Raw genomic sequence first — 13,354 nt, 5'->3', positions numbered from 1 at the left:
CAGAACCAATCCCTTGGCATTCTTCGACGACTTCGCATAATCGGCTGCGTACTTCTTCGTGATTTCCCTACGCGTTGCCATCGACAGGTCCATCCCTCATCGTCACCGCCGCGCCCGCAGCGGCCCATGATTTCGCGAGCGTTTCTCAAATGAGGCATGCACCCCGTTTCGCGAGCACTATTCATGAGTCTCGTCGCCGGGTAGAGCCGGACGGCGCGCTGGCGCTAGACTTGGAGGACCAGCTTTGAACCGGCCATCACCGGTGAGCTTCCGGAAGAACAGCACTGATCGCCTATTCGGCGGCCATGGCCCACTAGAACCGGACGGGTAAGCCCGTCACAGCAGTAATGAGAGGCCGGAACCACGTGTTCCGGTAAGTGAGGTGGTACCGCGGTACCGGTGTTGACGCAGGTCAATACCGTAGCCGTCCTCGCATCCTGACAGTCAACCAGCTATCACAGGATATGAGATGACCCACTACCCCAAGGCCTCAGCGTCTTCGTCCGGCACGCACGGCGTGTCCGCCTCCGTGAAGTTCCCGGAAATCGAAGAGCGCATCCTCAAATACTGGGATGAAGACGGTACCTTCCAAGCCAGCATCGACCAGCGTGATGCCGGCACAGACGGAAGCAACGAATTCGTCTTCTACGATGGCCCTCCCTTCGCCAACGGCCTGCCACACTACGGCCACCTGCTCACGGGCTACGCCAAAGACCTCGTAGGCCGCTACCAGACCCAGCGCGGTAAGCGCGTGGAGCGCCGCTTCGGCTGGGACACCCACGGCCTGCCGGCAGAGCTCGAGGCCATGAAGCAGCTCGGCATGACGGACAAGACCCAGATCGAATCCATGGGCATCGACAAGTTCAACGACGCCTGCCGCGCCTCCGTGATGAAGTACGCCAACGAGTGGAAGGCCTACGTCACCCGCCAGGCCCGTTGGGTGGACTTCGAGAACGACTACAAGACGCTCAACGTCGAGTACATGGAGTCGGTCCTCTGGGCCTTCAAGCAGCTTCACGAGAAGGGCCTCACCTACAACGGCTACCGCGTCCTTCCGTATTGCTGGAAGGACGAGACGCCCCTGTCCAACCACGAACTCCGGATGGACGACGACGTCTACAAGAACCGCCAGGACCAGACGGTGACGGTGACGTTCCCCATCAAGGCGGGTGCGTCCGAGCTCTCCCAAGCCCTCGACGGTGTGCAGGCGCTCGCCTGGACCACCACGCCCTGGACGCTGCCCACCAACCTGGCGCTCGCCGTCGGGCCTGAGATCTCCTACGCTGTCCTGCCTGCAGGACCTAACGGAGTCAAGGCCGCTTCCGCCGAAGCGCCGGTCACGGGCAGCTTCCTGCTCGCGGCTGACCTGCTGGGGTCCTACGCCAAGGACCTGGGGTACGACGACGCAGCTGCCGCAACGGCCGCCGTTGTCTCCACTCACACAGGCGCCGAGCTGGCCGGCCTAGAGTACGCGCCGTTGTGGAACGACTTTGCCGATGCTGAGAAGTACGGGACGCAGAATGCCTGGCGCTTCCTGGTGGCCGACTACGTCACCACCACCGACGGTACGGGCATCGTCCACCAGGCTCCGGCCTACGGTGAGGATGACCAGAAGGTCTGTGAGGACGCCGGTATCCCCGTGGTCCTCTCCGTGGACGAGGGCGCCAAGTTCCTGCCTCTGTTCGCGCACGGTGAGCTGGCCTCCATCGTTGGCCTGCAGGTCTTCGATGCGAACAAGCCCATCACCCAGGTGCTCCGGGCCGATGGCCGTCTTGTCCGCCAGGCCAGCTACGAACACAGCTACCCGCACTGCTGGCGCTGCCGGAACCCGCTGATCTACCGTGCCGTGTCCTCCTGGTACGTGGAGGTCACCAAGTTCAAGGACCGCATGTCCGAGCTGAACCAGGAGATCAACTGGATCCCCGGGAACGTTAAGGACGGCCAGTTCGGCAAGTGGCTTGAAAACGCCCGCGACTGGTCCATCAGCCGTAACCGCTACTGGGGTTCGCCCATCCCGGTGTGGCAGTCGGACGACCCCGAGTACCCGCGTACTGACGTCTACGGATCGTTGGCCGAGATGAAAGCCGACTTTGGCCGCCTCCCGGTCAACAACGACGGGCAAGTGGACCTGCACCGCCCGTTCATTGACGACCTGACCCGGCCGAACCCGGACGACCCCACGGGTAAGTCGACCATGCGCCGCGTCGAGGACGTCCTGGACGTCTGGTTCGACTCCGGATCCATGCCTTACGGACAGGTGCACTACCCGTTCCAGAACGAGGAATGGTTCGACACCCACAACCCCGCGGACTTCATCGTGGAGTACATCGGCCAGACACGTGGTTGGTTCTACATGCTCCACATCCTGTCGACGGCGCTGTTCGACCGCCCCGCGTTCCGTAATGTCATCAGCCATGGCATCGTGCTGGGCTCGGACGGCCAGAAGATGTCCAAGAGCCTGCGGAACTACCCGGATGTGTCCGAAGTCCTGGATCGCGACGGTTCCGACGCCATGCGCTGGTTCCTCATGTCCAGCCCCATCCTGCGCGGTGGCAACTTGGTGGTGACCGAACAGGGCATCCGTGATGGTGTCCGCCAGGTCATCCTGCCGCTGTGGAACGTGTACAGCTTCTTCACGCTGTACACCAACGCTGCCAACGCAGTGGATGGGACAGCGTCCGGCTACGATGCACAGCTCCGCTATGACGGCTACGCTGACACGCTGGACCAGTACCTCCTGGCGAACACCGGCGATTTGGTCCGTAACGTCACCGCCAGCCTGGACAGCTATGACATCTCCGGAGCTTGCGATGAACTGCGCAGCTACCTGGACATGCTCACCAACTGGTACGTCCGCCGCAGCCGCCAGCGCTTCTTTGATGAGAACGTTGACGCCTTCGACGCGCTGTACACGGCCCTCGAGGCAGTGTGCCGGGTGTCGGCGTCCTTGCTGCCCCTTGTTTCGGAAGAGATCTGGCGCGGACTGACCGGTGGCCGTTCGGTCCATCTGGCTGACTGGCCTGACGCTTCGCTGTTCCCGTCCAACCCGGCATTGGTGGAAGCCATGGACCGTGTCCAGCAGATCTGCTCCACCGGTTCCAGCCTGCGCAAGGCCGCGAACCTGCGCGTTCGCCTGCCGCTGCAGGAACTGACTGTGGTGGCACCCGGTGCCGATGCGCTGGAAGGCTTTGCCGCCGTCGTCGCTGATGAGCTGAACCTGCGGTCGGTCCGTTTGCTCGATGCCGCTACTGCTTCGCCGGAGGAGTTCGGCATCGAGCAGAAGCTCGTGGTCAACGCCCGTGCCGCGGGCCCGCGCCTCGGCAAGAACGTCCAGCAGGCCATCAAGGGCTCCAAGTCCGGCGACTGGTCCGTCAATGATGCTGGTGTGGTGGTTGCCGGTGGCTTGGAGCTCGAGCCGCACGAATACACACTGGAGACAGTGGTGGCAGAAGCGGCCGACGGCGGAAGCTCGGCAGTTGCCGTTCTGCCGGGAGGCGGATTCGTGGTCCTGAACACCGAAGTTACTCCGGAGCTTGCCGCCGAGGGCCTGGCCCGGGACATGGTCCGCGCCATCCAGCAGGCACGCAAGGACGCAGGACTGAACGTCAGCGACCGGATCCGTACGACGGTGGAGGCAGCGCAGGACGTCGTCGACGCCTTGGAAGCCAACTCGGAACTGGTCCGGACCGAGACGCTGACCCTGGAACTTGAGGTTCTGTTGGCCAGCGTCGAGGAACCCCAGGTCACCGTTGCAAAGGCAGGAGCCTGAACCATGACTGACGAATTTTCAGTTGAGAGCGTCTATGCCGAACTCCTGGGCCGTGCCCCGGAAAACAAGATGGAGCCGCGCCTGGCTCCGCTGTTCCGTGCCATGGACGTCCTGGGGGAGCCGAACAAGGCCTTCCCGATCATCCACATCACAGGTACCAATGGAAAGACTTCGACAGCCCGCATGATTGAGTCCGGGCTGCGTGCCCATGGCCTCAGCACCGGCCGTTACACCAGCCCGCACCTGTCCAAGGTGACTGAGCGCATCAGCATTGATGGCGAACCGGTGCCGGACGCTACCTTCGTGCGGATCTGGGACGAAATCCGTCCCTACCTGGAAATTGTGGACAGCGAACTTGTTGCCGATGACCAGCCACGCCTGACGTACTTCGAATGCCTGACCATCCTGGGCTTTGCGGTGTTTGCCGACCAGCCTGTCGACGTTGCCGTGATGGAGGTTGGCCTGGGTGGCATCACCGATGCGACCAACGTTGGCGACGGCCAGGTCTCCGTCATCACGCCTATCTCCTTGGACCACACGGATCTTCTGGGCGACACCACCGAGGACATCGCCTACGAGAAGGCGGGCATCATCAAGCCAGGAGGTTTCCTGGTGAGCGCCGCCCAGCCGGTGGATGCGGCCCAGGTTCTGTTGGAGAAGGCCCGCGAAGTAGACGTACCCTTCCGTTTTGAGGGCGTTGAGTTCGGTGTTGAGTCCCGCGCTGTCGCTGTGGGGGGACAGATGATCACCATCCAGGGTCTCGCCGGCCGGTATGAGGACCTGCTGTTGCCGCTGCATGGCGCCCACCAGGCTGAGAATGCCGCGGTCGCCGTTGCTGCCTTGGAAGCCTTCTTTGGCGGGGGAGAGAAGGAGCTCGACGCCGAGGTACTCAAGGAAGCGTTCGGTTCTGTGACGTCGCCGGGACGGTTGGAAGTGGTCCGCACGGCCCCCACGGTCGTGGTGGACGCTGCGCACAATCCCGACGGCATCAGAGTTTCGTCCGAGGCGATCCAGGAGGCCTTCAGCTTCAGCAAACTCGTCGTGGTGGTGGGCGTCCTGCGGGAGAAGGACGCTGAGGAAATCCTGAAGACGCTCAAGGAGTCCCTTGGCGGCCTTGCCGGCGAATTCTGCTTTACGCAATCCAACTCTGCCCGTGCCGTTCCCGCAGGAGAACTCGCAGAGCTGGCTGTGGATCTCGGCTTTGGCGAGGACAACGTGCACATCGCGGAGAAGCTTGATGACGCCCTTGAGTGGGCCGTGGAGCGTGCGGAATCCAACGACGACCTCGCGGGCGGCGTCTTGGTGACAGGCTCCATTACGGTAGTGGCCGAGGCCCGGATCCTGCTCGGAAAGGCGAGTGCCTAGTATGGCGAAAATGACTAAGGCGCAGCGCGAATGGCGGCCGGGAATGCCCAAGAAGCGTCGGTCGACGAAGGTGATGTTTGCTTCCACAGTGCTCCTGCTCGAAGCCTTCGTCGCGTTCTTCGGCACCCTCGCGGTCTTCGGTTTGAAGCGTGGCCAGGTGGACCCGGCCATCATCCTGGGGGTCGGTATCGCCCTGACCGTGGTGCTTGTTTTGGCCTGTGCTGTCTTGTCCAAGCCGTGGGGCATCGCGGTTGGCTGGGGTTTGCAGTTGGTGCTGATCCTGACTGGCTTCGCCGAGCCGACGATGTTCATCGTGGGCATCCTGTTTGCCATCTGCTGGTGGTACGGGATCAGGGCGGGTATGAGGATCGACCGCGAAGTTGCCCAGCGCGACCGTGAACAGGCGGAATGGGATGCAGCACACGGTGACGAAGCAGAGCCGCAAACCCCGTAAACTGGCTGGGAAAACCACCGACCAACCACATTGGAGCAACTGTGAGCATTGAACGGACCCTTGTCCTGGTCAAGCCCGACGGCGTCGCCCGCAACCTGAGCGGCAGCATCCTCGCCCGGATCGAGGCCAAGGGATACACCTTGGCGGAGCTGAAGAAGGTCAACGCCACCCGCGAACTGCTGGAGCAGCACTACGAGGAACACGTGGGCAAGCCGTTCTACGAGCCCTTGGTTGAGTTCATGCTGAGCGGACCGGTCATCGCGGCAGTCTTCGAGGGCCACCGCGTGATCGAGGGCTTCCGTTCACTGGCCGGAACCACCGATCCCACGACGGCGGCACCGGGCACCATCCGCGGCGACTTCGGCCGGGACTGGGGCCTGGCAGTCCAGCAGAACCTGGTTCACGGCTCGGATTCCGTTGAATCCGCTGAGCGTGAGATCAACATCTGGTTCGCTGGCTGATAACGCTGCACCGAAACTACAGGAAAGGCCAATGTTCATCACGAACATTGGCCTTTCCTGTTATCCCGGGAGGGGTTGTTCCTAAGCGGAGGAACCCACGAAGATGTGCATGAACGAGAAGAAGATGGTGGCGATGACGGCAACGTACAGCAGAGCCACGATGATCCAGCCGGACTCGCCCAGCAGCTTGGCCAGGGCCGGTGGTGCCTTGATGACTCCCTGGGCGATGTTACGGATGGTCACCCATACGAACAACGGGATCATGGCTGCCCACACCACCATGCAGAACGGGCACAGTACGTGGATGGCGTAGAGGGCTTGGGACCACAGCCAGACAACGAAGGCGAAGCCGAGGGTTACGCCTCCCTGGAGGCCCAACCAGTAGCCCCTTGAGAACTTGGCGCCCGCAAGAATGCCCATGGCCGTTGTGATGATGACGGCAAAGGCAACGATGCCAATGAACATATTGGGGAACCCGAACACGGAACTTTGCGGTGTCTGCATCACGGCACCACAGGAAACCCAGGGGTTCACATCACACACGGTCACGTGGTTGGGATCCTTGAGGACCTCAAGTTTCTCAAGGACCAGTGCGCCGGACGCCAGCCACCCGATGACACCGGTGATCAGCAGGATCCAGGCGAAAGGTTTGTCCCGGACCGTCATTGGAAGGGAATCCTGCCGGGTACCTGGTTGGGTGGGCAGATCCTCCACGCGGTTTGTGGCTTGGTTGGCCAGGTTTCCCTTGGCTGTGCTCGGCATCGCGGATGTAGTCCTTTTCAACAAGTGGCCCGGCCTTGCCGGTAACGGCTCTTGGGAGGATTGTAACGCCGGAGGCTGGGCGCTGCCCCCAGCTTCTCGTTAGCTCCGGTCCTCCCGGGCACTGCACGACACAGCGGCTTACCTCGGGAATGTTCAGGGGTGTGAGAGAATGAACATGGCTGGAAGCCGATCCACATTCGGAATCCGGTCCGGTGACTTTGTTCCCAAGACCGCCAGTATGAGCTGGGCATGCCTGGATCACGTGATCCCCGGTAGGCCCGCCATGACAATGGACGGCACCTGGTTGTGGCAGCAGAACAACGGGTTTCAGAATAAAGCCGCCGGCCTTCCAGGGCTGCCGCACCCCAATGATGGTGCGAACCGGAAGGCATACTACCGACTTCTGTCAACGCCTGCGGGTTTTGACAATATTTGCCCCACTGGGCGCCGGATGTGGCGGTGTCGCTGGGGCAGGAGTGTTGCCACATATGGATAATGACCAAGTTGTAGCCGTTAATGACGAGGCAGCTCCCGCGGAAACCGCGGAAGCGCCAAAAAAAGCCACCCGGACCCGGCGCAAGGCTGCGCCCAAGGTTGCCGCAGAGGTAGAGTCGCCAGCCGCAGAAGCGTCCGCTGTTGAAACAACCGAAGCCCCAGCAGCACCAGTGCGCCGTACCCGGTCCCGCAAGAAGGCAGAGCCTGCTGAGCCGCTGCCCGGTTTGGGTGACGACGCCACTGCGGCGCCTGAAGCTGCCGTGGAGAGCCAGCCCGAAGCTGCAGCCGAGCCTGCCCCTGAAAAGCCGGTCCGCCGTCGTCGTGCTGCCAAGCCCAAGGCCGAGCCGGTAGAAGAGCCTGCCGCCGCAGAAACCACGACGCCGGATGCACCCACCCAGCCCGTGGCCCCTGTTGCTGCGGTAGCCGCTGAAGAGCCCGCGTCCGAAGAAGCGGAGGCCGAAGGGGCGGAGGACGGCGAGGCATCCGCAGACGACGCTGCTCCCGCTGCGTCCACGTCCCTGTTCATGGAGCCTGTTTCCATCACATCCATGATTTTCCAGGCCCCGGACCTCACCACGGTCCCGCGCGTTGCGGCCGTCGAAGAAAAAGACGAGGAACCGGAAGCGGAAACCGAATCCGGCGCTGAAGGTGAGTTGGACGATGCCGGCAGCCGGCGTCGTCGTCGGAGCCGTGGCCGCCGGGGACGTCGTGGAACCGAGCGCGAAGAGAACGAAGCCGAAGATGGCAGCGAATCCGAGGACGAGGAAGCTCCAGCGACCGAAGCCCTCGATGAAGGCGTGACGTCACGCCGTCGCCGTCGCCGCCGCCGTGGCGACCAGGATCTTGAATTGACCGGAGGGTCGGACGACGATCCGCCCAACACGGTGACCCGCGTCCGTGCTCCCCGCCCTGTGACGGAGACAGCCCCGTCCAACCGCGTAACCAGCGTCAAGGGCTCCACCAGGCTTGAGGCCAAGAAGCAGCGTCGTCGGGAATCCCGCGAGACCGGACGCCGCCGCCAAGTCATCACCGAGGCCGAGTTCCTGGCCCGCCGCGAGTCGGTGGACCGCCAGATGATCGTCCGCCAGCGCGACGACAGAATACAGATTGGTGTCATGGAAGACGGTGTGCTGGCTGAGCACTTCGTTTCCAAGACCCAGCAGGACTCCTTGATCGGCAACGTTTACCTGGGCAAAGTCCAGAACGTCCTTCCGTCCATGGAGGCGGCGTTCGTGGACATCGGACGCGGCCGAAACGCAGTGTTGTACGCCGGTGAAGTCAACTGGGACGCGGTCAACCTCGAAGGCCAGCCGCGCCGGATCGAGAACGCCCTGAAGTCCGGCGACTCCGTCTTGGTCCAGGTCACCAAGGACCCCGTGGGTCACAAGGGTGCCCGCCTCACCAGCCAGATTTCCCTGCCGGGCCGCTACCTTGTGTACGTGCCGGGCGGTTCCATGACCGGCATCTCCCGCAAGTTGCCGGACGTCGAACGTAACCGCCTCAAGCGGATCCTGAAGGATCGTTTGCCGGAAAACGCCGGTGTTATTGTCCGCACGGCCGCAGAAGGAGCGTCGGAGGAAGAGCTGACGCACGATATCAACCGCCTCCGCGCGCAGTGGGAAGGCATCGAGGGGCAGGCTTCCTCGACCAAGGTGCTGGCTCCGGAACTGCTGTACGGCGAACCGGACCTGACCATCAAGGTTGTCCGCGATGTCTTCAACGAGGACTTCTCCAAGCTGATCGTCTCCGGCGACGACGCCTGGGACACCATTGAAGCCTACGTGACCTACGTCGCCCCTGATCTGGTGGGCCGCCTTGAAAAGTGGACCAAGGACCAGGACATCTTCTCTGCGTGGCGCATCGACGAGCAGATCCACAAGGCGCTGGAACGGAAGGTCTTCCTCCCGTCAGGTGGCTCGTTGGTCATCGACCGCACCGAAGCCATGACCGTAGTGGACGTTAACACCGGCAAGTTCACCGGCAGTGGCGGAAACCTTGAGGAGACGGTCACCAAGAACAACCTTGAAGCGGCCGAGGAAGTAGTTCGCCAGCTCCGGCTGCGTGATATCGGTGGCATCATCGTCATCGACTTCATCGACATGGTCCTTGAATCAAACCGCGACCTCGTCCTCCGGCGCATGGTGGAATGCCTTGGCCGCGACCGCACCAAGCACCAAGTGGCCGAAGTGACGTCGCTGGGCCTCGTCCAGATGACCCGTAAGCGCATGGGCACCGGCCTCTTGGAGGTCTTCGGTGAGCAGTGCGATCATTGTGCCGGCCGGGGCGTCGTGACGCACGATGAACCTGTGGAGCACCGCCGCGCCAACGTCGTGGCCGCCGAACACCACCGCCCCCACACGGAGACCCAGCAGCCCGCTGCCCGCACGGAACGCAAGCGTCGCCGGGGCAAGGGCGGGGGACAGCCCGTTGCCGAAGCGTCCGCGCAGGTCCACACCACCACGTCGACGCCGGCTGCGCCGGCTGCTCCCGCTGAGCCCCAGGATCCGGCGAAGCAGGCCAAGGCCGAGGCGACCAGGGCTGCTTTGGCCACGATTGCCGCTGCCGCCCATGCCGCGCACCTGCACGACGACGAAGTCCACCGTGCAGAAGAACAGGCACGGGCAGCTGGACAGCAGGAGTCTGCCGCTCAGTCCGTGGCGCCCGCCGAGGCAGAGGAAGCCGCAGTTCGCGAAGGCAGGTCCACGCCGGTCCTGCGTTTCGGTGGGGAGGAAGTTGCCTTGCCGTTCGGTGAACACCACGAAGAACCGCCGGCCGCAAAGCCTGCCATGAGCCTTGATCTCCTGGCTGAAGCGTTCTCCCACCTTGGCGCAGCTCCTGAGGAAAAGCCCGAAGCGCTGTTTGCTCCGAAGGCCGTCGAAGCGGATCCCGAAGCTGTTCCCGCCTCGCGGGCCCGCCGTGGCCGCCGCAACCGCAGCGCGAGCAGGGCGCAAGGTGCGGCTAACGAAACAAGCGTCGAGCACCATGAGGTGACTGCCTCGGTTGGTCAAGGAACGGCACACGAGGCCAAAGCACCCGTGGAACCGGCCAAGAAGGCAGCGTCCGAGGAGCCCATTATCCTGGGGGTTGGGGTACCGGCTTCCGAGCTCTAGCACGGGCAAGGAAACCCAAGCATGAGGGCCCTGCACGATCCGCCACAGGCGGGTGGTGCAGGGCCCTTTGCTGTCCACTGCAAGCCCGGCTTCGCGAATGCGTTGGTCAGGTGCATGAAGGCATTGACAGTCATATCCGGGCATTGGCGTGGCACGGTTCCCGGGACCGGGCCCTTCCCGGCTACGCTTGGGGACTGACACGGGGTGCCGGGCGTTGGGCCAGGCTGAGATCCAGACCCGTTGAACCTGTCCGGTTAGCACCGGCGAAGGGATGTCCCCATGACTTCAACGTCGTATTCTCCCGTCTACCCGTTGGCCGTTTCCGGCCGGCAAATACCGCGGGTACTGAGCATCGCAGGCTCGGACCCATCCGGCGGCGCAGGTATCCAGGCTGATCTGAAGAGCATCGCAGCCCATGGCGGTTACGGCATGGCAGCCATCACCGCCCTGACTGCGCAGAACACTGGGGGAGTCCGTGCTGTCCATGTTCCTCCGGTGGAGTTCCTGCGCCAGCAACTGGAGGCAATCAGCAATGATATTGCCATCGATGCAGTCAAAATCGGGATGCTTGGTGACGCGGCCGTGATCCACGAAGTCCGCGGCTGGCTCGAAGCGGTGCGTCCCGCCGTCGTGGTCCTTGACCCGGTGATGGTCGCCACCAGCGGTGACCGCCTCCTGCGGGAGTCCGCCGGGAAGGCCCTGCGCCAGCTCCTGCCGCTGGCAGACCTGATCACGCCTAACCTGCCCGAACTTGCCATGCTGCTGGGGGAGCCGGAGGCCGCTGACTGGCCCTCGGCGTTGGATCAGGGCAAGCGGCTGGCCGCTGAGTGCGGCAACACCGTGCTGGTCAAGGGTGGTCATCTGGCCGGTTCCGAATGCCCTGATGCGCTGGTGAACACCAGCGGGTTGTTGCGGCAGGACGTCATCGAGGTGCCCGGTCCGCGGGTGGAGACGGCAAACAGTCACGGCACGGGCTGTTCCCTGTCCTCGGCCCTGGCCACTGCGCAGGCCCGTACCGGTGACTGGGAGGCGTCATTGCGTGAGGTGAAGCCATGGTTGATCGAGGCGTTGACGCATTCCGACATTCTCGAAGTAGGCCACGGAAGCGGACCAGTGCACCACTTCCACCACCATGCGGGCCCGAGGCCGGGAGATTTCGCGTCGGTGCTATGGAAGGAAGCGACCCCGGAGCTTGAAGCAATCTACAAGCTCAGCTTCATTGACGGCTTGCAATCCGGCAGCCTTCCGGAAGCCGCCTTCAACTACTACCTTGCCCAAGACGCCATTTACCTCAATGGGTACTCCAGGGTCCTGGCCCGCGCCGGCGCCCTTGCTCCCAGCGAGAAGGAACAGCTGTTCTGGGCCAAAGCGTCACAGCAGTGCCTTGAGGTCGAATCGGAGCTTCACCGGAACTGGTTGAGCACCCGGGAGGCGTCAACGGCCACCGGTCCCGTCACGAAGTCGTACGTGGACCATCTGCTGGCGTCTTCGGCTTCCGGTAGTTATGCGGTGGTGCTCGCGGCAATTTTGCCTTGCTACTGGCTGTACGCAGAAGTGGGCCAGCAGCTCCATGCAGCGTACGTGGAAGCAGGGGCTCCAACGGAGCACCCTTATGCGGCGTGGCTCACGACGTACGCGGACGAGGATTTCGCTGCCGCTACCAGGAATGCGATCAACTTCACTGATGGCGCTGCGATGGCAGCTTCCGAGAGGGAAAGGGCCGCCATGGTGGAGGCCTTCGCCCAGTCCTGCCGCTATGAAACAGCGTTTTTCGATGCTCCACGGCTTCACGCGTAGCCCGATTCCTGGATCTTTCAGCGTCCGGATAAGCCGGCACTACCGCGCGTCGCGGGCTTAATCGCGTTAATTGTGCCCAAACCCTGTAGGCTGTATGGGCACGGTGCCGGGAGAGTCCGTTACAACTGGTGACGCAAGTCACGCGGTAGCCTCCGGACCCGGCCTCATTTGCAGCTGAAGGTCAAACTAGCGTAATCTTGATCTTCGGTGCTTACGCCAACACTTGGGTTATGCCCCTTGGAATTGTTCATGGGATGACTCGCGGACTTCGATCAGAAGTCCACGGCGTTGAGGCACAGCGCGAACCAGGCCTGATTCCGGTTCAAGGTTCCGCACGCAAATTTAGTTATAAACGTCGAGAGAAGTGAGTACCCAAGTGGTGTACGCGATTGTCCGCGCAGGCGGCCGCCAAGAAAAAGTTTCCGTTGGAGACTACGTAACGCTTAACCGCGTCCCCGGTGGAGCCGGCAGCACGCTTGAGCTGCCCGCCTTGCTCCTGGTTGACGGCGACAAGGTCACCTCCGCAGCTGCGGAACTGGCCAACGTCAAGGTCACGGCTGAGATCCTCGAGGACCTCCGTGGTCCGAAGATCGTCATCCAGAAGTTCAAGAACAAGACCGGCTACCGGAAGCGTCAGGGTCACCGTCAGGAACTGACCAAGATCAAGATCACCAGCATCGCGTAACTTTCGTTACCCGCTGTTCAGGTTTTTCAGTTTCCCCAGAAATTTAGAGGCAGGCATTTCACATGGCACACAAAAAAGGCGCGAGTTCCACTCGCAACGGTCGTGACTCCAACGCTCAGTACCTGGGCGTAAAGCGCTTCGGTGGTCAGGTAGTTTCCGCAGGCGAAATCATCGTTCGTCAGCGTGGAACCCACTTCCACCCGGGTGCAGGCGTCGGTCGCGGTGGCGACGACACCCTGTTCGCCCTGCAGGCCGGTGCGGTTGAGTTTGGTACTCGCCGCGGACGTCGCGTAGTGAACATCGTTGCTGCTGCAGCTGCAGAGTAACAACAAGTTCTGAACCGGTTGGGGGGGGGGGGGGGGCGGCCGCCCCCGCGGCGAGAGTACAAGATAGAGAAAGAGCATGAGGCGCCGACCGGGCCGGGGGGAGTAGACGGGGGCGCACGCAGCCAAAACC

9 protein-coding genes and 1 riboswitch are annotated in these 13,354 nt (G+C 62.8%); of the genes, 8 read left to right on the top strand and 1 reads right to left on the bottom strand.

The window, feature by feature from the left end; genetic code table 11:
• Window positions 1-469: 469 nt before the first annotated feature.
• The 4 genes from ileS to ndk are packed head-to-tail and all read left to right on the top strand — an operon-like array spanning window position 470 to window position 6,049.
• Window positions 470-3,769 (top strand): isoleucine--tRNA ligase, encoded by a 3,300-nt coding sequence (ileS, locus tag LN996_RS21800; RefSeq protein ID WP_231343113.1) that lies wholly within the window; start codon window positions 470-472, stop codon window positions 3,767-3,769.
• A 3-nt stretch (window positions 3,770-3,772) separates the two neighbouring features.
• Window positions 3,773-5,134, top strand: a complete 1,362-nt coding sequence (locus tag LN996_RS21795; RefSeq protein WP_231343110.1) for a folylpolyglutamate synthase/dihydrofolate synthase family protein — start codon at window positions 3,773-3,775, stop codon at window positions 5,132-5,134.
• A 1-nt stretch (window position 5,135) separates the two neighbouring features.
• Entirely contained in the window at window positions 5,136-5,588 is a 453-nt protein-coding gene (locus LN996_RS21790; protein WP_231343108.1) for a DUF4233 domain-containing protein, read from the top strand.
• A gap of 41 nt (window positions 5,589-5,629) precedes the next feature.
• Complete coding sequence (gene ndk / locus LN996_RS21785) at window positions 5,630-6,049, top strand: nucleoside-diphosphate kinase (RefSeq protein WP_231343106.1); 420 nt, start codon at window positions 5,630-5,632, stop codon at window positions 6,047-6,049.
• Between the two features lie 81 nt (window positions 6,050-6,130).
• Here ndk and LN996_RS21780 read toward each other — a convergent pair whose 3' ends face one another.
• A complete protein-coding gene (locus LN996_RS21780) occupies window positions 6,131-6,811 on the bottom strand; it encodes a vitamin K epoxide reductase family protein (protein ID WP_231343103.1) in 681 nt (226 codons plus the stop codon).
• 488 nt (window positions 6,812-7,299) lie between these two features.
• Between LN996_RS21780 and LN996_RS21775 the strand changes: the two genes are divergently transcribed.
• The 4 genes from LN996_RS21775 to rpmA all read left to right on the top strand — a co-directional run bounded on the left by LN996_RS21775 (window position 7,300) and on the right by rpmA (window position 13,224).
• Window positions 7,300-10,416 (top strand): Rne/Rng family ribonuclease, encoded by a 3,117-nt coding sequence (locus tag LN996_RS21775; protein WP_231343101.1) that lies wholly within the window; start codon window positions 7,300-7,302, stop codon window positions 10,414-10,416.
• Window positions 10,417-10,606: 190 nt separating this feature from the next.
• A riboswitch (TPP riboswitch) is annotated at window positions 10,607-10,705 on the top strand.
• Window positions 10,696-12,213, top strand: coding sequence for a bifunctional hydroxymethylpyrimidine kinase/phosphomethylpyrimidine kinase (gene thiD, locus LN996_RS21770; RefSeq protein ID WP_231343099.1), 1,518 nt, complete (start codon window positions 10,696-10,698; stop codon window positions 12,211-12,213). (Overlaps the previous riboswitch by 10 nt.)
• 376 nt (window positions 12,214-12,589) lie before the next feature.
• Window positions 12,590-12,898: a 50S ribosomal protein L21 gene (rplU, locus tag LN996_RS21765; protein ID WP_018777818.1), complete on the top strand. Its 309-nt coding sequence runs from the start codon at window positions 12,590-12,592 to the stop codon at window positions 12,896-12,898.
• A 62-nt stretch (window positions 12,899-12,960) separates the two neighbouring features.
• Entirely contained in the window at window positions 12,961-13,224 is a 264-nt protein-coding gene (rpmA, locus tag LN996_RS21760) for a 50S ribosomal protein L27 (protein WP_003803426.1), read from the top strand.
• The last annotated feature ends 130 nt before the right edge of the window (window positions 13,225-13,354 follow it).

The sequence above is a fragment of the Arthrobacter sp. AK01 genome (genome assembly GCF_021109375.1).
GTDB lineage: Bacteria > Actinomycetota > Actinomycetes > Actinomycetales > Micrococcaceae > Arthrobacter.
This window is presented reverse-complemented; position numbering and strand designations above follow the sequence as displayed.